At 28.6% G+C, this 23,602-nt stretch carries 17 protein-coding genes and 5 tRNA genes; 18 read left to right on the top strand and 4 right to left on the bottom strand.

Annotated features, from left to right (window positions below):
* Positions 1–216 precede the first annotated feature (216 nt).
* On the top strand, positions 217–393 hold the full coding sequence (locus tag ACMZI9_RS01530) for a hypothetical protein (protein ID WP_323176842.1): 177 nt from the start codon (positions 217–219) through the stop codon (positions 391–393).
* Positions 386–1,333, top strand: coding sequence for a hypothetical protein (locus ACMZI9_RS01525; protein WP_416099110.1), 948 nt, complete (start codon positions 386–388; stop codon positions 1,331–1,333). The genes ACMZI9_RS01530 and ACMZI9_RS01525 overlap by 8 nt, the downstream gene beginning before the upstream one ends.
* Before the next feature lie 245 nt (positions 1,334–1,578).
* On the opposite strand, the gene ACMZI9_RS01520 is transcribed toward ACMZI9_RS01525, so the two are convergent.
* The 3 genes from ACMZI9_RS01520 to ACMZI9_RS01510 all read right to left on the bottom strand — a co-directional run bounded on the left by ACMZI9_RS01520 (position 1,579) and on the right by ACMZI9_RS01510 (position 5,088).
* A complete protein-coding gene (locus ACMZI9_RS01520) occupies positions 1,579–2,907 on the bottom strand; it encodes an AAA family ATPase (protein ID WP_416099109.1) in 1,329 nt (442 codons plus the stop codon).
* A gap of 328 nt (positions 2,908–3,235) precedes the next feature.
* Positions 3,236–4,306, bottom strand: a complete 1,071-nt coding sequence (locus ACMZI9_RS01515; protein WP_416099108.1) for a phosphatidate cytidylyltransferase — start codon at positions 4,304–4,306, stop codon at positions 3,236–3,238.
* Between the two features lie 11 nt (positions 4,307–4,317).
* On the bottom strand, positions 4,318–5,088 hold the full coding sequence (locus ACMZI9_RS01510) for a hypothetical protein (RefSeq protein WP_416099107.1): 771 nt from the start codon (positions 5,086–5,088) through the stop codon (positions 4,318–4,320).
* A 65-nt stretch (positions 5,089–5,153) separates the two neighbouring features.
* Here ACMZI9_RS01510 and ACMZI9_RS01505 point away from each other — a divergent pair, with 65 nt between their 5' ends.
* The 6 genes from ACMZI9_RS01505 to ACMZI9_RS01480 all read left to right on the top strand — a co-directional run bounded on the left by ACMZI9_RS01505 (position 5,154) and on the right by ACMZI9_RS01480 (position 17,639).
* Positions 5,154–5,900 carry a phosphotransferase gene (locus tag ACMZI9_RS01505; RefSeq protein WP_416099106.1) on the top strand — a complete coding sequence of 249 codons (747 nt, stop codon included), beginning with the start codon at positions 5,154–5,156 and terminating at the stop codon, positions 5,898–5,900.
* Between the two features lie 341 nt (positions 5,901–6,241).
* On the top strand, positions 6,242–10,657 hold the full coding sequence (locus ACMZI9_RS01500) for a PolC-type DNA polymerase III (protein ID WP_416099105.1): 4,416 nt from the start codon (positions 6,242–6,244) through the stop codon (positions 10,655–10,657).
* Between the two features lie 105 nt (positions 10,658–10,762).
* On the top strand, positions 10,763–12,103 hold the full coding sequence (locus ACMZI9_RS01495; protein ID WP_323177313.1) for a BMP family ABC transporter substrate-binding protein: 1,341 nt from the start codon (positions 10,763–10,765) through the stop codon (positions 12,101–12,103).
* Positions 12,104–12,298: 195 nt separating this feature from the next.
* Positions 12,299–14,551, top strand: coding sequence for an ATP-binding cassette domain-containing protein (locus tag ACMZI9_RS01490; protein WP_416099104.1), 2,253 nt, complete (start codon positions 12,299–12,301; stop codon positions 14,549–14,551).
* Positions 14,551–16,689, top strand: coding sequence for an ABC transporter permease subunit (locus ACMZI9_RS01485; protein WP_416099103.1), 2,139 nt, complete (start codon positions 14,551–14,553; stop codon positions 16,687–16,689). Before ACMZI9_RS01490 ends, ACMZI9_RS01485 begins: the two co-directional genes overlap by 1 nt.
* Positions 16,690–16,691: 2 nt before the next feature.
* Positions 16,692–17,639 (top strand): ABC transporter permease, encoded by a 948-nt coding sequence (locus ACMZI9_RS01480; RefSeq protein ID WP_416099102.1) that lies wholly within the window; start codon positions 16,692–16,694, stop codon positions 17,637–17,639.
* 146 nt (positions 17,640–17,785) lie between these two features.
* On the opposite strand, the gene ACMZI9_RS01475 is transcribed toward ACMZI9_RS01480, so the two are convergent.
* Entirely contained in the window at positions 17,786–18,085 is a 300-nt protein-coding gene (locus ACMZI9_RS01475) for a hypothetical protein (protein ID WP_416099101.1), read from the bottom strand.
* Positions 18,086–18,434: 349 nt separating this feature from the next.
* Here ACMZI9_RS01475 and ACMZI9_RS01470 point away from each other — a divergent pair, with 349 nt between their 5' ends.
* From ACMZI9_RS01470 to ACMZI9_RS01425, 10 genes are all read left to right on the top strand, one after another.
* Entirely contained in the window at positions 18,435–19,673 is a 1,239-nt protein-coding gene (locus ACMZI9_RS01470) for a potassium channel family protein (protein ID WP_416099100.1), read from the top strand.
* Positions 19,666–20,493: a deoxyribonuclease IV gene (locus tag ACMZI9_RS01465; RefSeq protein WP_416099099.1), complete on the top strand. Its 828-nt coding sequence runs from the start codon at positions 19,666–19,668 to the stop codon at positions 20,491–20,493. The genes ACMZI9_RS01470 and ACMZI9_RS01465 overlap by 8 nt, the downstream gene beginning before the upstream one ends.
* A gap of 126 nt (positions 20,494–20,619) precedes the next feature.
* Positions 20,620–20,772 (top strand): 50S ribosomal protein L33, encoded by a 153-nt coding sequence (gene rpmG / locus ACMZI9_RS01460; protein WP_257088959.1) that lies wholly within the window; start codon positions 20,620–20,622, stop codon positions 20,770–20,772.
* Between the two features lie 109 nt (positions 20,773–20,881).
* A complete protein-coding gene (locus tag ACMZI9_RS01455) occupies positions 20,882–21,928 on the top strand; it encodes a M24 family metallopeptidase (protein ID WP_416099098.1) in 1,047 nt (348 codons plus the stop codon).
* Positions 21,918–22,859, top strand: coding sequence for a prolyl aminopeptidase (gene pip / locus ACMZI9_RS01450; RefSeq protein WP_416099097.1), 942 nt, complete (start codon positions 21,918–21,920; stop codon positions 22,857–22,859). Before ACMZI9_RS01455 ends, pip begins: the two co-directional genes overlap by 11 nt.
* Positions 22,860–23,018: 159 nt before the next feature.
* A tRNA-Asn gene (locus tag ACMZI9_RS01445) sits at positions 23,019–23,093 on the top strand.
* Between the two features lie 5 nt (positions 23,094–23,098).
* Positions 23,099–23,174, top strand: a tRNA-Glu gene (locus ACMZI9_RS01440).
* A gap of 5 nt (positions 23,175–23,179) precedes the next feature.
* Positions 23,180–23,255: transfer RNA gene (locus ACMZI9_RS01435), tRNA-Val, on the top strand.
* A 2-nt stretch (positions 23,256–23,257) separates the two neighbouring features.
* Positions 23,258–23,333, top strand: a tRNA-Thr gene (locus tag ACMZI9_RS01430).
* A gap of 40 nt (positions 23,334–23,373) precedes the next feature.
* Positions 23,374–23,458, top strand: a tRNA-Leu gene (locus ACMZI9_RS01425).
* Positions 23,459–23,602: the final 144 nt, after the last annotated feature.

The raw sequence follows: 23,602 nt of genomic DNA, 5'->3' as shown, positions 1-23,602 counted from the left end.
AAATGAAAACAGACCCTATTTTTTTCTTAGCACCCACCACTTGCTTGTGATATCAGCAACTCAAAATTATATATATATATATATAAGAACTCTCATTTAACTTTTTTTAAGGGAGAGGATTTTATATCTTCTAAAACTAGAGATTTACTAAATGAGTTCTTTACAGAGAACAATCAAGATGTTTCTATAGCTGAATTAAGAAAAAAATTGATAAAAATGAATTTGATGCAAATTGAAACTGAAAACGCTTTTGGGTTAAAACCATATGTCAGAAAAGATTTTTGCTATGCTAATGATTTTAGAACAAGCAAGTTTAAAGATATTTTTGACGAGCAAATTGGTGATCGTTTTGAGATGAATGTGATAAAAATGTTAGAAGGTAGTGATGAATAAGAAAACTAAGGAATTAGATCAATTTTTCACAAATCCTATTGTTTCTGATTTTTTAGTAGAAAAAATTATAGGTATGTTTCCTAGTGTGCGAGATAGCGAAATAATCGAAAGTAGCGTTGGTTCCGGTAATTTTGTTGACTCACTTATTAAATATAAGTTAAAGATGTCTCAAATAAAAGCTTATGATATAGACTTATCAAATTATCCACATGATAATGGTGTTGAATGCGATTATCTTCAAGTAAAATTAAAATACAAAAAGAATAGATTTGTTATAGGTAATCCTCCTTTTGGTTATAGAGGAAAATTAGCGTTGGATTTTTTGAATAAAGCTCTCACAGAAAGTGACGTTGTATGTTTTATATTACCCAAAATATTTAGTAGATATTCTATGCAAAAGCATGTAGAACCAAATGCAAAATTAGTTTATGAATCAGTTCTTTCAGATGATTCATTTTTGGTAGAAAATCGTAAGTATAACGTTAATTGTATTTTTCAAATTTGAGTTAATAAGAGAAAAGAGATTTATATAGATGATAAAAGATTAAAATTACCAAAATCAATAAAAACAGATGATTTTGAAACTTTCATTCACAATAATACAAGGAGCACACTTAAATATTTTGATAAATCTAAATATAATTGAGATTTCGCAATCCATAGACAGGGATTCTATGATTATAATGAAAAAATATTCGATCAAAACAAACTACATAAAAATAGACAATATGTTTTTGTAAAGTTAAAAAATAACACGGCTCGTAAAGTTTTTGAGTTGATTGATTTCGAATCGCTTTCTAGAGGAAATACTACAGTGAGAGGTTTTTCACTAACTGATTTAGTAGAAGAATATAATAAACAAAAATACTTTTTGGAGAACAGTGATGAAATTAGAAAATACTTTGATAAATTAGTGATTAATATTGAGAAAATATTTTAATATTAATTATCAATGTATTTTATCAGTATTAAACTTCAAACTTTATTAAATGTAGGTACAAAAATCATTTTAGTATGCCGCTAAAATGATTTCAGTTTTACTTTTTATAAAAATAAAATGAATAGAGTGAAATTACTATAGTCATTGCTGAATTGAGAAGTGAAACGCTATAACTTTAGTTAAACTAAGACAAAAAAAGTAGACAGAAAATAAAAAACTGTCTACTTTTTTTGTCCTAGTTTATCTTATTCAGTCATGAATTTTATTATTTGTTCTTCAATTGCTTTGATTTGATTTTCTATATCCTTTTTTGTGGAGTTTTGTTTTATTCAATCGAGAGTAAATATAAAATTACTATTTCTATCAATTTTCTCTCTTTTAAAGTTCTTTAAAGTTATTGCTCCAGAATTTGTGTCTATGTATTCAACATTATCTTTTTTCACTATATCAAATAGCGCTCTTTCTAAGTCAGGTTTGTTTATAACAGATGATACATATTCTCTTTCTTCATCTTCAATCTGAATAATTCTTTCAGTATCTTCATCTCCATCTGAGTCGTAAAATAGACAAATTCTGTAATATCTAATTATTGATAAATCTCTAACTATATTTAGCATTTTATTAATTTGCTTCTTCCCATTGCAATCAATTATAGTATATGGATTCTCTAAATCGTTTTTGCTTATAATGTCATTGATTATGCTATTGTCAATTAAACCTTCAATAAAGAAACATCTTGATGAAAATAGAAAATCAGCTAACCAGGCTGTTATTCTGGAATTGTTTTCAACTAAAGTTTCGGTAATTCTATCTTTATCCAGAGTCACAATTGTAGATTCTTGATTATGATCATCATATTTCGCAAAAAGAAGATATTCGATGTTGCAAGTTGATTCATTAATGAATTTCTTTCTATGTCTAGCAAATATTTTTTCTAAAAACAATGGGGAATGTGTTGTTACTATAACATCAAGCTTTTCTGAAATTTCTATAATCATATTTGCTATTTTATGAACTAATTCTGGGTGCAAGAATTTTTCGACTTCATCTATTATTAATGTGAATTCCTCAGTAGGCATTATTTGACCATCGGATATCATTTCATATAGCAATTTAATTAATGAATAATTCATGCTACCAGAACTACCCATTGTTCTTTTGTTATTATTTAAAAATTCTAAAACCATAAAGTTGTATTCAAATTCTTGTTCCAAACCTCTCGTGTTAAAACAATTTTTAAAAGATGGTTCAAAAAATGGATCACAAATATCTTTCATTTTATTTTGAAATCTATCTGCATTATATTTGAATGAGTTAATTTTTTCATAATCTTCATCGTTACTTATTCTTACTTTAAATGGTTTTGCAAATTTTGTGTTCAGAAAATCAAAAACCTTTTTATGCGGAGAAATTACTTCATTTTTTCCTTTACCACCTGTATTTCCCTTGAGAATTCCTTCAAGGTCAATTTCAGCTTCAATGAATAAATTATTAGAATTTGTTTTTGGATATCTACTTTCTAAATATTTTGTTTTACCAGTTTTATTTTTTCCGAAAATAATTTTTAAACTCATAAGACTCCTTGTGTTTTTTTATTATATATTTGAATTATATGTCCTTCAAGAATAGTTCATAGTTTTTTAATGATTTTTTAATTTTATAGGATAAACCTGATTCACTAGTGTTAAAGTTTGAGAAGTGACTAAATTTTAAAAGCAATATGTAGGTATCCAAATAAATTTTGCTAAGATTCAAGAAATTTAGGGAAGAAAAATACAAATGATATTTTTATGTATTAAGTGATAAAGAACTTAATTATAAAAATGAATGAGCTATAGAAACTCATTCATTTAAAACGTTTAAACTATTAAAATGTTTAACCTATAGCTGTAGGCTAATTTACTATATTATCGCGAACATTGATAGCGTGATAAATAAAATAAATACAAAAGAGATTGAATCTAATCTATCTAAAATACCACCATGTTCTCTTAATATGTTTGAGAAATCCTTAATTTCATTTCTTCTTTTTATGAGTGAAAATGCTAAGTCACCACAGATTGCAAACATAGGTGCAAGGAAGATGAATAACATTAAATACACAAACATCATATTTAATCTATTAGCCGCTGCATTTCATGGTGTTATCATTATGTACATTAATGTTTGTTTTTTATCTGATGCTATTCCATAAGCTATTCCCATATATGCTAATGTAACTGCGATTGCAGCAATAATTCCGACAATAGCGCCTTCAATTGTCTTTTTAGGACTAATAGCTGGAGCAAGTTTTTCTTTGAAAAACTTGTGGCCTAAAAGCTTACCTCCAAAGTATCCTCCAATGTCACAAGACATTGCAATGAATACAATTAATAAAATAACTTCAATAGCGTAAGTTTGAGCAAGTAAGACCATAAATGATTTTAAGAAATATGTTAAGAATGAAAAGATGAAAAAGAATGATAAAGCTTTAATTGCTAAATATTTAAGATTAATGTTTTTAATAGTTAAAAATCTAATTAATACAAAAATTAATGTAATTGTTAAAGGTCATATTGCATCAAAGAAACTAAATGCACCATAAGTAGCATCCGTAAAGACTGTACCAATTTGTAATATATTTTTATTAACTAAAATACTTTCTTGGCTAGTTATACGAGTTACTAAGAACTTAAGGAAGTTTGGATAAGCAAAGAGTAATCCAACTGCTAAAGCAGGTAAAACTCATTTAAATATTTTATGGTTTTGCAGATATGCTTTTGATAGTTCATAATAAATTCAAAAAGCAAATCCTACAAAAATCAAAATAGACAATGTTCTTAAAAACCAAAATACTCCATCATTAAAGTTTTTATATAAATTAAAATCAAAAGAGAATTTTGATACTGTTAAAAATATAACTAGAACAAGTCCGATAATTAGAGCAGGAATAACTCTATTTATTCAAAAAGATTTTTGTTCTTCTTTTTTCATTATTTCCTTTCTTAATCTTCAAGTTCTTGAAGAAATTGAAGATACATATGTAAGTATCCTTCAGATACAATGAATTTTTCAATATTAAATAAACTTTTATCAAAATATCTAGATCATCCACCAGAAATTATTGAGTTTTCTGGTTTATCAAATGAAGATACATAACCTGATAATAAAGAGCTTAAACCATTTAACATAGCTGTTTTTGTAGTTGTTCCTTCTTTAGTTTTAGGTACTCTTAATTCACTTTCGATTATTGAAGGAGCTACAAATGGTATATCGAAAAAGTCGACTATTCTAGCTATTGAAACACTTTTAAGAATTAAGTTTTTCATTTTTAAATTAACTCAATATGTTCCTAATAAGTTAATTGAATCTTTTTTATATTTAATTGAGTTTATAAGTAATGCTGATAAGATATCAAAACCAATAGAACCTTTGTGTTTTATATTTTTATCAATTAAGTGAGACATCCCTTTAATAATTATTTTTTTCTCATCGTTTAAGTAAACTAAATCATTAGACATAAAATTCAACTTACTTGCCATTGCAAATATAATGGTTTTACATAAATCCTCATCTGTATTAGTTGCAGCTACAAGGATTCTCGTGTCTTCAAGATCTTTAAGTATCTTAGTAAGCTTTTCGGTAAAAGTCAAGTAGTCAATAATTTTTGCCTTACCTTGTTTAATTTCATTTGTTCTTAAGTCGACTTTGAAATTAACTATTTTGATGAATGTATTACCAAAATCCATAACAATATATTTTGAGAATTTTTTCATAGTTATTAATTTCCTTTTATAATTCTTAATTATATACTTTTAAAAAATAAAATGTGGAGGTACATATGAAAAAACCGATAAATATTGGACACACAAATAAGACATATATGACTGAAAATTCAATCTATCAAGAAAAGGTTTTAAATAAATTCAATCATAAGTTAGATTACGCATTACTTGAGGAATTTGATTTTGTACCTCGTTTAATTAATGAAACAGAAAATTCTGTTGAATGAGAGTATATTCAGACAAAACCATTGGTGTTTACAGAAGATATTTTGACTCAAATCGCGAATAATTTTAAGACATTACACGATTCAAAGCTACAGTTCCCTAAAACAAATGTAGCTTCAAGAGTAAAAGAGTATAGAAGAATTCTGAATGAAAGAGGAATAAAAATTGATGTTCTTAATGATTACTATAAGAGAATTAATTTAATATTAAAAAACTCTGAATCAAATAGACCATTGCACAATGATTTATACTTAAACAATATTCTCCTAGACTTAAACGACAAAGTTTACTTTATCGATTGAGAGTATGCTTCAATGGGTGACAAGCATTTTGACTTAGCTTACTTTATTTGTGGTTCATACTTAAATAAAGAGCAAGAAGAGTTTTTCTTAAATGTTTATGATACATATTGAGAAGAATATTTAATTCAACAAAAAATATTAGTTTATTACTTAACAATTCTTTGAGTGAATGCTCAAGAAACAAAACCATTTGATGACGCAGGTTTAATTGTAAAATTAAAAGAGACCGTTAAAGAATATGAATATAAGAAATCAACTAATACCTTTAGGAGGTAGAGGAAGAAGTTTCAGTGAATAGAATATATTTCTATAATAAGAATTGCAAGTACTCATTAAATTACTAATTTTTTAAACTAAGATAAGAAAAGTGAACAGAGGTCAGAGCTGTCTACTTTTCTTATCTTATTTTGTAACAATTCAATTCAGCAATTGTATTAAAGCTATAATTTGAAATATAAATGACTATCATGCAATTGAAATGCCATTCTTATGTGGTGTTTCATAGGTTTTATAGGTCATTTTTTCTTTCAATATTTAAATTTTTAAAAGATAGTTAATAAAAATACTATATATTAATTATAATAATATTTTTATAACTTATACAAGGTGGTGAAGTAATGGAAGGATACAAAAATCAAAAATTTAATTTATTAGCTAACAAATTAAATTTACCTTTTATCGCATCATTTTCGGATGCGAAAATAGATAGCAATAGTATTAAGGTTGTTAAAAATTCAAATACAAATGAAGAAAGATTAGAGGTTACTTTAACTCTTTTATCAATTCCATCGCTTGAAGATTTAAGAACTTTAACAGTTGCAGCTATAAAAGAAAGAGTTAATTTCAAATTTAAATACGATAATAATGAATATTTATCAAGTCCATTAGTTCTTAATTATTTGGAATATGTAGTTAAGAAAACTCTTCCAGATAATAGTGGAATTGCAAGAGTATTAAGATTTAAAAATGTTAATTATGATGAAGAAACAGGAAAATATTTAGCACATATTTTTGATTATCAAAATACTCCTGAATTTCAAGAAGAACTTAAGGCAGTTAATAAGTATATGAAAGAACTTTTTGGTTTTGATGCATTTGAATTAAATGTTAAAGTCAATACATTTGATTTAAAAGAACAAATCAACAATAACATCCTTCAAAATTATGACAAAATCAAAAATCAATTTAGTGATCACGAGACAGTCTCAACTTCATCTAAAAAAGGTTCAATCAGCTATGATAAAGGAAGTTGAGGAAAAAGACGTTCACCATCTAGTTATACAAAATACACAATTCAAGAAGTTCACGAACTTCCTTATGAAGATGAAACTACAAATGTTTCTGTAACTGGTTATGTTTATAAAACTGACGTTAGAGACACTAACAAAGGGTTAAAAATTCATAACATTTCAATTACTGATTATAATGATGCTATTAGTACAGTTTTCTTCGAGAGAGAAAATACTAAAGATGTTTATGTTCCAAAAATCGGAGATACAGTTGAAGCTATGGGTAGAGTTTCTAATCCATATGGTTCAACTTACAATGGTGTAGACAAGTACAATAAACAAATCACAGTTAACTCTTTTAGCAAAGTTGATCCACTTACAGAAGAGCAAGAAGATTTAGCTTATGAAAAAAGAGTTGAGCTTAGCACAAGAACAAAAATGTCAACTATGGATGGACTTTTAAATGCTGAAGATATTGTTTCCATAGTTAAGCAATATGGACATTCAGCAGTTGCTATAGTTGATTCAAATGGTGTGCAAAGTTATCCAACTTTCGAAAAAGCTGCTAAAAAAGCTGGTATTAAACCAATTTATGGAGTTAGTTTTGATGTTATTTCAAAAAATCCTAATTTCTTATTAAATTATTCGCCCGATAAAAATGCAGTTTTAGAGCAAACTGAATTTGTTGTGCTTGATATTGAAACAACACACTTATCAGCGCAAACAGGAGAATTAATTGAATTTGGTGCTCAAATTGTTAAAGAGCATAATGCTTTTAATCATAAAGACTTACAGTTCTTTATTAAGGCACAAAAACCTCTTAGTGCTAAAACAATGAGCTTAACTAACATTACACAAAAAATGTTAGATGAAGAGGGGATTGAGTTAAATGAAGCTCTTGATAAAATTTATGATTTATTAAATAATAAAGTTTGTGTAGCTCATAATGCTAACTTCGACTTTAACTTTATTATCCAAAAGTTCATTGAGCAAGGTAAAAAAGTTCCAAACACATTCTTTGTCGATACACTTAACATTTCAAGATTGCTATTCCCTGAAAAACGTTCACATACGTTAGGAAACTACTGTTCATATCTACAAGTTAGTTATGATTCAGCAGTAGCTCACCGTGCTGACTACGATGCTGGTGTTCTTGCTAGTGCTTGAATTAAGTCAATTCAAATGTTAAAAGAGAAAGGTATTTTAACATTTGATGATTTATATAATACTTATGAACCAAATGTTTACTCACATGTTAGATCAAATCAAATTTCTGTTCTTGCTAAAAACCAACAAGGAATTAAAGAAATTTCTAAATTAATCACACTTTCATTAACCGAAAGATTCTTTAAGTCTCCTAAATTATTTATGGAGGACATCAAGAAGACTGAAAACATTTTAATAGGGTCAGGTGGACTTAAAAGTAGATTTATAGACAATATTTTTTATTCATCAGATATTGAAATTCAAAAGTCAGCAGAATTCGCTGATTACATTGAAATACCACATCCTAATGCATTAAAACATTACTTAGAACCACAGGAAAAATTTACTCAAGAAGAAATTTATGATGGTATTAAAAGAATGATTAATTGAGCAAATAAGCTTGACAAAATTCCTGTTGCAATTGGTGACGTTAGATATAAAAATAAATTAGATAAGGAAGTCTTCAGATGCCTTGTTTATTCAAAAGGTATTGGTAACTCTTCACACTTCTTGTTCGACCACAGAAAGGTTGAATTTGAAGGAAGAAACTTCTTATTACCTGATTTAGAGTTTTATACAACTGATCAAATGCTTGAGTCATTTAAATTCCTAAATGATGAGCAATTAATTAATGATTTAGTTATAGTAAATACAAACAAGATTGCTAATTTAATTGATCCAGAAATTAAAATTGTTCACGACAAACTTTACACACCTAAATTTGATGATTCAGCAGTTAAATTAAAAGAATTAGTTTATAAAACAGCGCATGAAAGGTATGGAGAAGTACTTCCTCAAATGATTGAAGAAAGACTTCAAAAGGAAATCACACCTATTCTTAAATATGGATTTGATGTTATTTACTGAATCTCCCATATCTTGGTTAAAAAATCATTGGAAAGTGGATATCTTGTAGGTAGTCGTGGAAGTGTTGGTTCATCTTTAGTTGCTACATTTGCAGGCATCACAGAAGTTAATCCATTACCAGCTCACTACATTTGTCCAAATTGTAAAAACTTTGTTTTAAATGAAGATTCTAATATAACTTCAGGATTTGACTTAGATGATAAAAATTGTGATAAATGTGGAACACTTATGAATAAAGATGGACACACTATTCCATTCGAAACATTCTTAGGATTTGATGCCGATAAGGTTCCGGACATAGACTTAAACTTTGCTGGTGACTTCCAACCAATTATTCATAATGAAGTTAAGAAACTTTTTGGTGACAGTCATACTCTAAGAGCCGGAACTATTTCTACAATTCAAAGCAAAACTGCCTTTGGTTATGTTAAAAAAGCTAACGAAGAATATAACTTGGGTTATTCAAATGCTTTTGTGGATTATTTATCTTCAAAACTTGAAGACATTAAGCGTACAACAGGACAACACCCTGGAGGTATCTTAATTATTCCTAAAGAATTCGATGTTGAAGATTTTACACCTGTTAACTATCCTGCCGATGATACTTCAATCGATTGAAAAACAACTCACTTCGATTATAGAGCTATCCACGACAATGTCCTTAAGTTAGACTTACTTGGACACATCGACCCAATGGCAATTAGAATGCTTGAAAAATTAACTGGTTTAGATGTTAAAAAAGACATACCTAAAAAAGACAAAAGAGTTATGTCGCTTTTCTCAACTACTAAAGAATTAAATATCACACCTGAACAAATTGGTGGTGAACCAACGGGTGCTTTAGGTATCCCTGAGTTTGGTACATCATTTGTTAGAAAGATGTTGATTGAAGCACAACCTGAATCATTTGCTGACTTAATTTCAATTTCAGGTCTTTCTCATGGGACTGATGTTTGAACAGGAAATGCTCAATCACTTATTAAAGATATGGGATTATCATTGAAAGATGTTATTTCCTGTCGTGATGATATGATGGAATACTTAATGAAGAAAAATATTGAGTCTAAATTAGCTTTCAAGGTTATGGAACAAGTGCGTAAAGGTAAAGGTGTAACGGAAGAACAAGTTGCAATATTAAAGAAAAACAATGTACCATCTTGATACATTGATTCAATGCAAAAAATTAAATATATGTTCCCTAAAGCTCACGCTACTGCATATGTGCTTATGGCTTGAAGAATTGCTTGATTTAAACTTTATAAACCTTTAGAATACTATGCAACATTTTTTACAACTAGAGCAACTGAATTTGATTTACATGTAATGATGAACGACTTTAAGATTGAAAAAATTAATAAAAAAATTAAGGAAATAACCTTAATGAATGATAGAAAAGTTAAAGACGATCAGTTATTACAAACCTTAGAACTCGCAAGAGAAATGTATGCACGTGGATTAAGCATTTCAAACATCAGCTTAACTAAATCATTAGCAACTGAATGAGTAATAGATTATGAACATAATGCTCTTATACCTCCATTTACAGTTGTAGGTGGACTTGGAGAAGCTGTAGCAAATGAAATTGTTAATGCTAGAAATGAAAGTGAATTTGTTTCAAAAGAGGACTTTAGAAAACGTGGAAGAGTAAATCAAACTCTTTACAAGATATTGAATGAAGAATTTAAGGTTCTTGATGAGTTAAACGAAACAAATCAGTTGACACTATTTTAAAAATTAAAAAATAACTTTGATAAATAAAAGTTTTATAATATTAATGAGGATATTTTTATAGTATCCTCATTTTCTTTAAATAATTATTTAAACAAAAGGACAAAAATGAAAAAAATTAAATCATTATTATTAGCTGTTGCAGGGATCACAACAGCTATAGCACCAGTTGCTGCAATCTCTTGTGGAAGAACAGACAGAACAACTTCAGGAGTAAGAGCTAATATCACTCCAATTGCAGATATTACGAGAAATACAGCTTTAACAGCTGAAACTATTCAAGGCAAAACTCCACTTTCTGTTGTTGTTGTAACAGACTCTGGTCACGTAACTGACTTATCATTTAACCAATCATCATATGAAGGAATGATGAGATATGTTGATGACATTAAAGAGCTTACAGGTTCAGAACCTAAATTTGCTTACTCAGAACCAGAAAGTAATAGTTATGAAAATACTTACAATAGTTTATTAGGGAAATATAACATTTGAATTCTTTCAGGGTTCACACATGGAGATGCAATTAAAGCATACATCCAACAAAATAAGGATAGATTAATTAAGAACAATGTAAAAATCATAGGTACAGACTTCACAATAGATCCAAATGAACTTCAAGGTTATGGAGACTTTTATGGTTTAGATTTTAAAGTTGCTGAATCAGCATATATCGTTGGACAAGCAGTTGCTGAATTAATGGCAACAGAAGAGTCATATGCAAACAAAAGAAAAGTAACAGCATTTGGAGGTATGCCTTTCCATGGAGTTGTTGATTTTATTAAAGGTTACTACAGAGGTATTCTTGATATAAATAAAACTCAATCAGATGCTAATAAAAAAGTTAGACCAACACAAGGTAAAGGTCTTGCAAATGACTTTTCAAGTGTAGCACTTAATACTGCTTTTGAATCAGGTAAACCAATGGATAGTGCAATCGCAAATGCAATTGCTTCAAATCCAACAGTTATTTTACCAGTTGCTGGACCAGCGACAGGGTTCACATTAGATGAACTTGAGAAAAAAGCAAATACAGATCACATTGGTGTAATCGGAGTGGATACTGATCAAGCAAAATCAAGATCAAAAGACTCAGGAAAATTCTATACATCAATTACAAAAAATATTGCACAAGCTGTTTACGATACAATCCTATACATCACATATGGTATTGATAGCAAAAATATTTATAGTACAAAAACAGCAGAGAGATCATTCTCAATTAGAGGAAGTTTCAAACAAGGGTGAGTTGGTTATGCACAAAGTACACTCAAAGATGAAGCAATGAAAACAAAAATGAATCAATTATTAGCAAAATATGATGCTAAATTTAAAGAATTATCTGAAGAGGACATAGATTTTATTTCATCAGATAAATTAAATAAAACAGATTCTGCAACTTTATCACTTCCTGACTTAATTCAAGAATTAACTGGCGAAATGTTAAAATAATTTTTCAACAAACTTAATTTTTTAAAGGGTACCTAATTTTGGTATCCTTTTTATTTTTATACCTACCTCCTTGTAATAAAAGAGAAAACACTAAATCATAAAATTAAGAATAAAAAATATATAATTAAAATGTAAATAATAGACATTAAATTCTATTATTTATTTTTTTAATATATTAAAAACACAAGGAAAGATATGAAACAAAACTTTTATGCAATAGAGTTTGATAATATTTCTAAATCTTTCGGTTCTATTAAGGCTAACCAGAATATTAGCTTTAAAGTAGAAAAAGGTACAGTTCACGCTTTAATTGGTGAAAATGGTGCCGGAAAAAGTACTTTAATGTCTATATTATTCGGGTTGTATGAACCTGATGAAGGAATTATCAAAGTAAATGAAAAAGAAGTTTTAATCAAAGGTCCTAATGATGCTAATAGATTAGGTATTGGTATGGTGCACCAACACTTTAAACTTGTTGATGTATATACAAACCTTGAAAACATTGTTTTAGGAGCTGAGGATAGAAATAAATTTACTAGAGTTATTGATTTCAAACCTGCTATTGAAAAAATCAAAACAATTCAAGAAATGTTTGATTTGCATTTTGATTTAAACAGGTTAACTGGTAAAGAAACAGTTGCAACTCAACAAAAAGTTGAAATTATGAAAATGTTATATCGTGATTCAGATATTTTAATTTTTGATGAACCAACTGCTGTTTTAACAGACCAAGAAATTCAAGGTCTATTGAATACATTCAAATTATTCAGGGAACAAGGTAAAACAATTTTATTTATTTCTCATAAACTTGCTGAAATTAAAGAAGTTGCTGATAATGCGACAGTTTTAAGACACGGTAAGGTTGTAGGAAACTTCAAAGTAGCAGATGTTTCTATTGAGGAAATGGCTAACCGTATGGTTGGTGGTGATGTCGAAATTATTAGAAATGAATATTCAGATACATCACAAAATGAAGTTGTTTTCAAATTAGATAACGTTTCTACAGATGGTGAAAAACCATTGAAAAATGTTAATTTAGAAATTAGAAGTGGTGAAATTGTTGCTATTGCCGGAGTTGAAGGTAATGGACAAACTGACTTAGAAAAGGTTGTTAGTGGAATGATAAAACCGACAACAGGTCAAGTTCTTTATAAAAAGACACCACTTGTTAAAGAAAGAATGCAATTAATCCAAAAATCAAAAACAAGAAAAAATATAATTATGTTATTGATTTCATTATTTGTATTCTTATACTCAGGTTTAGGTTTATTAGCTGCAGCTAATTACCAATCTGATTCAACAAAAGCTATTATGAATATCGGTGGAGGATTAGCGATTTCTTTCAGCATAATCCTTCTTATGTTGATTTTATTTTCAATATATGGACCAAAATTTAAAGAAAAAACTATTTTTGCAAAAACTAGTTTTCAAAAGCAAATGAGCAAAAGACAGCTGCTAGTTTTTAAAATACTATTCCTAGTATTAGGTTTAGTTTCTGGCTTTGCTGTACTATTTGCTGCATTAGTGTTTACTTCAACAAATACATCAATAGTAGTATCATTAGCTTCTTCAATTATCGGATTATGTTTAAGTATTATCACTACTGTTTTATTGAAAGTGAATAAATTATTAAAGTTTGAAAATGAGCATGCTAAATTAATCAAACGTAATAAATTATTTGTTATTTTAATATCATTTGGCATTGCTTCTGCTTTAGCATTAGCAATCACATCATTAATTTCATTGTTAGCTACTGTTCCACTTGTAGCACTAGGACTAATGATTATGTTTAGTGTATTAATGTTTGCATTTATAGTGAGTGGATTACTTACATATTTCTACTTATCAGATACAAATGAGAAAAAAGTTGTTAATGATGATTACTTTGTCATAAATGAATTATCAGTTTATGATATTTCAAAATTAGGTCTTTCATTCATACCAAGTGATAGACATAAACACGGTTTAGTTCTTGACTATAACATTAAAAATAATTCAATTTTACGTAGACTTTGAGATAAAAAATACAGCAAAGCTGGACTTTTAAACAATAGAGCTATGCAAAGAGAAACTGAAGATATTATTGAAAAATTTGATGTTCGTGGTGCAAGAAATGGATACTCAATGTCAAGATCTCTTTCAGGAGGGAATCAACAAAAATTCATCGTTGGTCGTGAAATGAACTCACCACATGATTTCATTTTAATATTACAACCAACACGTGGATTAGACGTTGGAGCTATCAAAAATATTCATGAAAGAATATTAAAAGAAAAAGCTGAAGGTAAAGCTATCTTATTAATCTCATATGAATTAGATGAAGTTTTATCATTGGCAGATAAAATTGCAGTTATTAACACTGGTGAAATTTTAGCTGTGAAACCTGCAAAAGAACTTACAAGAACAGAAATTGGAGTTTATATGGCTCACAAGAAAGGAGGTGAATAATGTTCACATTAACAGCAAATAAAATTAAAGAAAATTTAATGCTTGAAGATAAAAAATCATCTAGAAGAAAACTTTATTCATCTCTTTGAGCTGTTTTAATTGGTTTATTATTTGCTTCAGTAATCTACTGATTAAAAGGTATTGCTGATGGAACAGAAACAACAATTTTCACTTTTGTGCAAAATATTTTCGAGTTTGCTTTTAGTGAATATATTCTTAATGATACATTATTATTATTCATCTTCTTTGCACTAGCGAGTTTTTCTGTAGCAATTGGATTTAAATCTGGATTATTCAACATTGGTGTTTCAGGACAGATGTTGCTACCTGGTGTATTATTCTTTGCTATTTTAGCTGGCACAAGAGTTGATTTGAAGAATTTATCATTAAGCTTTTTATTAGGAATGATGTTCATTAGTATCATTATCGGTGCTATGGTTGGTGCAATTCCGGGTATTTTAAAAGCATACTTTAATGTTCATGAAGTTATTTCAACAATTTTTCTTAACTGAATTGTTACATTTTTAGGTATTTGACTTTTCACATTCTCAAACGATGTATTTATACCTCAATCAGATCCTAATTATACAAATTGAATCGGTCTGGAACCAGGTACTACTGCCAAGTTAGTTTTCACTAACTTAAGTAGAGACTTAGGGATTGATGTTCAAAGATTATTTATTTATATTGGTATTACACTTGTTTGTGTAATTGCAGTAGCGATTTGATTTGTTTATTCAAAAACAACACTTGGATACAAAATTAAAATGGTTGGGTTAAATAAAACAAACTCAAAATATGTTGGAATAAATGAAAAGGCAGTAACTGTTTGTGTAATGGCAATAGCAGGAGCTCTTGCTGGTTTAGGTGGGTTCTTCTACATTGTTGTATACACAAGACAAGTGGCTATTAAACCACAAGCTCCTTTAGCTATTGGTTTTGAAGCCATAGCAATTGCTCTTGTTGCTCTTAATAATCCATTTGGTGTTCTTGCTACTGGTTTTCTATATGGAATGATACGAAGTGGACAAGCCTCATTCTCAGTTACAGAGATAGGACCAAAAGTATCAAAAGATTTCTTCCCAATTATCACAGGGATAATTATATTTATGTCAGCATTATCTATTATGTTCTATAAATTTAGACCAATGCGTTATGTATGAAAACAAATTATTCTAATGTGTCATAGAGAATACTGACAAAACTTTTCTATTTATCATAATTTAAGATCAAGATCTCATATTAAAAAATCTTGAAATAAAGCAAGAGCTTTATATGCAGAAAATTTAATTTCTTCGGATCCTGATATGACAAAAGAAGAAATTGATGAAAAATGCAAATCATATTATTCAGAATGATTCTTACAATATCAACAAATGGTTAAAGAAACAAAAGCTCAAATTGCAGAATTATCTGTTAAATTAAAAGAATACAAAAAAGCACAAAAACAAAAATTACAAGACACACTTTCAAGCTTTACATTTGCTAAATTCTATGAAAAACAAATAGATAAATTCTATGAATACTGATCAATAAATGAACATGTAAAAGAATTAGATGAAACTTCAAAAGCATATTTATGAGCTTTATACTTAGCTAAAGAAAAAGCGAATGCTGATTGAAGATTATATGCTAAAAATGAGTATGATGGTCAGCTAAGAGTTAATAAATTAAAAATATCTGAAGAAACTGCGAATGAAGTTAAGAAGTTAGAATTTGAAATTCTAGAATTAAAATCAAAAATTTACAACACATCAATTAAGGATGAAATCAAGATTTTACGTAGATATTCAAAAGAAAAACTTCAAGTATTTGCAAGATATCAAAAATCTTATGAAGCGAGAGTTGCGAGTTTAATTCTTACTTTAAAGGGTCAATCAGTCGAGTCAAAAATGAGTATTTATGATGAAATTTCAAAAGAGAAATTTGCATTACAAAAAGCTAGAACTGATTTAGGTGTTGATGAGTATCAATCTTATGTTCAAAAATCAAAAGCTCTTAAACGTTCAAGAAAATTAGTTTATAGAGAAATTAGAGAGAAAATTTATAATGATTTTGTAAATAAATACATTATCAAACCATGAGATAATAGAGTTTTAAGAATTCAAGAATCAAAATCAATGGAAGGAGCTAAATAATTATGGAATTAATTGTTTCATATGCAGTATTCTTCTTTTGCATTCTTTTATTAGGTTCTATTTCAGGAATTTTCTCAGAAAGAGCAGGGATCGTCAACATTGCAATTAATGGTTTCATGGTATTTGGGGCCATAATGTATGTTATGTTTAGTGTTATATTAACAGATTTTATTTTCCACAAAGAGCAAACATCAATGCTTTGACAAATTCCTTTAACATTATTATCCGTAGGTGCATCAGCATTATTTGCATTATTATTTGGTTTAGCTACAATTAAGTTAAAATCAGACCAAACAATTTCAGGGTTTGCTATGGGATTATTAGCAACAGGTATTGCATGTATTTTAATGTTATTTATTCTTGATATACAAAAAGAAGGACAAACTGCAACTTATTATGGTAGATCTGAGTTAGCTTTAAGTTCATCTTTAGGTGAGTATCAAAATATAGTATCATTCAAAACATTCGCAACTCTAATCATCGCATTTGCTTCTTGATTTGCCTTAAGAAAAACTAAATGAGGTTTAAGATTTAGAGCAATTGGTGAAAACCCACAAGCAGCTGATGTTGCTGGTATCAATGTTAATAAAATTAAATGACAAGCAGTTATTTTAGCTGGAATGGTTGCAGGTTTAGCTGGAACATTTTATGCTCAAAGTTTTCAAGGACCTTTCTCAATTACAAAAGATGTCGAAGGTTTAGGATTCTTAGCATTGGCTATTATGATTGTGTCAAGATGAAGAATATCAATCGCTGTAGTTATATCACTTTTATTTTCAATTATGATTTCAGTATCATCATTTGGTGTAAGTTATATTAAAGCAGAAAAATATTCAGAATTAGTTAAAGCAGTACCATATGTGATTACTCTATTTGTTATGATATTTATATCAAAATCATCATCAGGTCCAGCTGCTGCTGGTATCCCATATGATAAATCAAAAAGATAGATCAATATCAAAAAATAAAATTATAAAAATAGTGAACAGTTTAATTTGCTTGTTCACTATTTTTTATTAATAATTTAATACTCAGCTAAATATCATCTTCATCTTCCTTGGTATGTTCATCATCTAAATTTGCTTCATGAAAGTCATTACCCTCTACTGAAATCACTACCTGTATTGCCTGAAAAAATATTAAAGTGATTTTTTTCTAATTCAGGTTCTTCAACATAACGAGGTTTATAATCGAAATTGAAATATTTCGGTTTGCCATGGTCGCTAGGTAGGTACAATTTTAAATTGCCTGAATTACTGTTATTTTTGAAGAATAATCGTGGATTGACAAATCCCAATTCTATAACACCTATTTTAACTCGTGATTGAGTTGTTTTCTCAAGAATCCTTTCATTATTTACTAAATGAGAAATACCTATCTTTCTAAAGTGTTTCATATATAAATCACTTGTGCATGAGTTCGTAGACTCTCTGAAGCTATCTAAATCCTGAACTGTGATTGTTTCTAAATCATTGTTTGTAGTAGCACTTGTTGATACACAACCAACATATGCTATTGCTATTGTAGAAAACCATAATATAGCAAAAAATATTTTTTTAATTCATTTTTTAAACATAAGATAAGCTTTCTCGAAAATATTATTTTCGATTTATTTAATATACCATGCTTATATACCTTATCAAGATTGTGGATCACTTTTTAATTAAAAAAAGTTACTTGTATGTTTAAATAACCGTCTAACTAATATGTTTAAATTTGTAAAAAACTATATAAAATATTAAATTATGTTTAAGATAAGAAATTTAAGTAAAAATACGTGAAAAGGACTAGCTCATATTATTTGATCTAACTCAAATTATGATGATAATTTATCTTCATATTCAAAGAGAATTAAACTTTTTTCATACATTTATGCAGCTATAATAACATTTGCTTGTTTAGTTTCATTCTTTTCACTGATTACAGTGAAAGAGGGACCGAACAAAGCTCATTTTGATCGTTTTTTAGTTGTTGTCCAAGTTATTACATTCTTTATATTTATAGTAGATTACTTTCTACACTTTATTACTTACAAGTATTTATATACAGATGGAAAGACTAAAGTCTGAAAAATCGTACTGAAGTATATTTTTTCATTCAATGGAATTTGTATTTTATTCTGTATTTTAGCTTCACTCTATGCAATCAGTTTTCTTATGCCTGCATCAGAAGAAATTGCATATAACAAAAATGAAGAAGCAAAAATTTTCCATTTATTTAAATCATTTAACGTATTTAAAATTATTCGTTTCTTCTTTGTTTTAACATTATTCGCACCATTCCAAATTATTATTAATGTGTTTAAAAAACAAAGACAGATATTAACTTACATTTTTATATTAATTCTTATTTTAATTTTCTTATTTGCTTTATTAATTTGAAACAATGAAAAAAATCACTTAAAACAATCTCAAATTCAATACATCATTGATCACAAATGAGATCAAACATTTAATTTAGAGTATTTCAAAGAAATTAATAATCAAGAATACATTCAAAGAATACAAGATGCAACAACATCTCATGATAAAGCTGTGGTTATCTTTGATTATTTATCATCAGTAAGTTATGCAGATTTACCAAATGACAATATTATTGGTTATATGGATGGATTTGTAGGTCTAGAATCAGGTTACGTAACTACATTTGGTTCATCTTTATACTATGTAACAATTACACTAACAACAATTGGTTATGGTGATTTTACACCTCATGCATCTATAACAAGAGGAATTATTTCATTCTTATCATTAATGTCTGTTGCAATTATTGCTATTCCATCAGGTCTTATTGCTGGGGCATTTTTAGTAGAAATGCAAAAACATATTTCAACTACAGGTAACAAAAAATCAAGATTTGGGTTTAGAAAAAAATCAGATGATGCTGATAATCAAACAAATCAATCAGAATCTGATGAACCTGCAACAACTTCAGCAGAAAACTCACAAAATACACAAGAAACTCGAAAGGAACAAAATGATTAAATTAGGATCACACATAGGATTTAAAGCTCCAAATTATTTATATGCATCAGGTCAGGAAGCTATTAGTTATGGCGCTAACACTTTTATGATTTATTTAGGAGCACCCCAAAATACAAACAGGGTTGATGTATCTAAATACAATTTAGAAAAATATGAAGAAGAGTTTTCTTCAATTATCTCTAAAGAAGATATTATTGTTCACGCACCATATATTGTTAATCCGGCTAATCCAGAAAAATCAACTTTTGCTAAAGATTTCTTAATTCAAGAAATTCAAAGAATGGAAAAAGCAGGATTCAAATATTTAGTTCTACACCCTGGTGCAGCAGTTGGACACCCAACTGAGGAAGCACTAGATACATTAATTGACACTTTAAATGAAATAATTAAAAATACAAATAATGTTGTTATTTGTATTGAAACAATGTCTGGAAAAGGTACTGAAATTGGTGTTGATTTTGAACAAATTGCTTATGTTCTTAAATGAGTTAACTCAGATAGAGTTCAAGTTTGTTTAGATACTTGTCATATGTGAGATGCAGGTTATGATCTTCAAGAATATGAAGAATTTAAAAAAGAATTGCTCAAATGAGATTTACTTAAAAGAGTTAAGGTTATCCATTTAAATGATTCGAAACACGAAATTGCTTCGCATAAAGATAGGCATGCAAATATTGGTAAGGGAACAATTGGATATGAAACATTAAAACAATTTGTTCATGATCCTGATTTTGATAATATCCCAATTATCCTTGAAACACCAGTTCCAGAAACTGGACCAATTTATAAAGAAGAAATTGCTTGATTATTAGAAAAGTAATAATTTAAAGTTAATAAATAACTCTTAATTATTGGACTTAAATACTTTTTGTATTTTTCAGTTATAGTTTATAATATATAAAAATATTTATAAATATTAATTTTCATTCAATGTAAAGGAGAAAAAATGGCTAGAGAAGGTTTCACATTAGTGTGTGTTGAATGTAAAATGGAAAACTACATTTCAAAGAAAAATAAAAAAACACACCCTGAAAAAATTGAGTTACTTAAATTTTGCGCAAAATGTAACGCTCACAAAACACACAGAGAAAAGAAATAGTCACATTTTTCTCTATAATATTTTCCAATCTAGCATCTGCTAGATTTTTATTTAAAATGCATAAAAGTTTTATAATTATTAAATAATTAACGATCAATAGGAGGAAACTATGGATAGAAGAAGACTAGACCAAATGTTTGAACAAACAGGAGCTGAAGTTTTAATTTCAGAAGCGCCTCAAACAAGATTATGATATGCACACGTTCAAACATCAGATGGATATATTGCAATTGAAAAAGATAAAGCAACATTATTTGTTGATGGAAGATACATTGAATACGCAACAAAACACGCTAAAAATGTTGATATTGTTTTAATCAAAGGAAACTCAATGAAAGAGTGATTTGATAAAAGAAACTTCAAGAAAATTGTGTTGGAAAAAAACTACTTAACAAAAGAAGTTCAAGACAGAATTGTATCAATGGTGCAACCTGAAGAAATTTCATGAGTTGATGCTCAAGATTTAAGAATTGTTAAATCAACTGAAGAACTTAAATTAATGCAAAAAGTAATTGATATTTCTCTATCAGCACTTGAAGAATTTAAACAATGAGTTAAACCAGGTATTTCTGAAAAAGAAGCTGGAGCTTATTTAAATTATTTACTTAAGAAACACGGTGGAGATAAAGAAGGATTTGATGAAATAGTAGCGACAGCTTCATCGTCAGCTGAACCACACCACCATACAACTGATAAACTTCTAGAGGAAGGTGAATTACTTAAAGTTGACTTCGGTGCTAAATATAAGGGATATACAGCAGACATTACAAGAACATGAGTTTTAGGAGGAGAAGATAAAGTTAAAAATCCTAAAGCACTTGAAATCTTAAATATTGTTAAAGAAGCTGCTGCAGCAGGTAGAAAAGCTGTAAGACCTGGTATTAAAGCTTGTGAAGTTGATAAAGTATGTAGAGATTACATTGCTTCAAAAGGATATGCAGATTACTTCTTACATTCAACAGGACACGGATTAGGAATTGATGTTCATGAATGACCATCAGTTTCACCTCATTCACAAACTGTTTTAGAACCTGGAATGATTATTACAGTTGAACCTGGAATTTACATTGAAGGTTTAGGTGGAGCTAGAATCGAAGATGATGTTCTAGTTACTGAAAATGGTCACTATGTATTTTCAAGACCAAATGAACAATAATAACAATAATTCGCAAATAAATTATGATGGATATTTACAAGTAGATTCCATCCATCAAATTTATTTCAGTGTTAGCGGTAATCCAGATGGATTACCTGTTTTTATAATACATGGTGGACCAGGTGGTCAAAGTTCACTTAAATCACTTGAATTCTTTGATCTAAATTTCTATAAAGTTATTATGTTCGATCAAAGAGGTTGTGGGAAATCAAAACCTAGGTTTGAACTTGAAAAAAATAATACTAATGAATTAGTTGAAGATATAAGAAAACTCAAAGAACACTTAAAGATAGATAAAATGATACTATTTGGTGGCAGTTGAGGAACAACTTTATCTCTAGCTTATGCAATTAAATATCCGAAAGATATATTACATTTGGTTTTACGTGGAATTTTCTTAGCTAGACAAGAAGATGTTGATTTTCTTTATGAAAAAGGTGCTTCATTTTTCTATCCAGAAAAACATAATGAATTTGCTTCCTATGTACAAGATGTAAATGGAAATAGCATTTTAGAAAAATACTATTCGTTATTAACTAGTGATGATTTAGAAAAAAAATATAAAGCAGGTAGGGCTTTTGCAAAATGAGAAGAATCAATTGTTTCTATAAATCCTAAATTATTTGAATCAACTGATGAAGGTGATTATCAAATTTCATTAATGGAATCACATTATTTTGTCAATAAATCATTTTTACCATCAGATAACTATATATTAGAGAATGCGCACAAAATAAAACACATTCCAACAGATATAGTTCACGGAAGAAACGATATTGATACAAGACCTATTGGTGCTTACTTATTATCTAAAGAATTAGATAATTGTAACTTATATTTCATAGAGCAAGCCGGGCACACACAGTGGGATATAAACAATAAAAATAAATTAATTCAAATCTTTAATGAACTTAAAGAGACATATAAATAATTCAATTTCCAAGATGCTTATCTTGGATTTTTAATAATTTTTATTAGCTTTATTAAAATGTGCTATAATAGTCACGAACCAAATAAATACCGAAATAAAAAATATAAAAATAATTTTGAAAAAATAATTTTTATGTATAATATATTAGCAAATCAAAATGCCGATTTAGCTCAGCGGTAGAGCAGCTGGCTGTTAACCAGTTGGTCGTTGGTTCAATCCCAATAATCGGCGCCATTTATGGTCTGTTGGTGAAGCGGTTAACACACATGGTTTTCATCCATGCATACACGGGTTCGATCCCCGTACAGACTGCCATTTTTGGAAGATTAGCTCAGCTGGGAGAGCGTCGCCCTTACAAGGCGAATGTCATGGGTTCGAGTCCCTTATCTTCCACCATTGCCGTCTTAGCTCAGTTGGTAGAGCAACTGACTTGTAATCAGTAGGTCGTAGGTTCGAGTCCTATAGACGGCACCAAGCATGGTGCTTTTTTTATGCCTTTCAGCACTAAAAATACGCGCGAATGGTGAAATTGGCAGACACGCTAGATTTAGGCTCTAGTGCCTTACGGTATGAGGGTTCGAGTCCCTCTTCGCGCACCATTAAAATATTGTTTTAATATAAAATAGTCGAATAAGTCATCACGCAACAAAATGTGTGATTTTTTTATTTCCTGCAAATATGTGAATTAAAACACACAATTTGTTGTAACACGGTCACTATGATGGTTTTAATATTCATGTGAT

It is taken from the genome of Mycoplasma sp. 4079 (genome assembly GCF_047785185.1).
Classification (GTDB): Bacteria; Bacillota_I; Bacilli_A; order Mycoplasmatales; family Metamycoplasmataceae; genus Mycoplasmopsis.
This window is presented reverse-complemented; position numbering and strand designations above follow the sequence as displayed.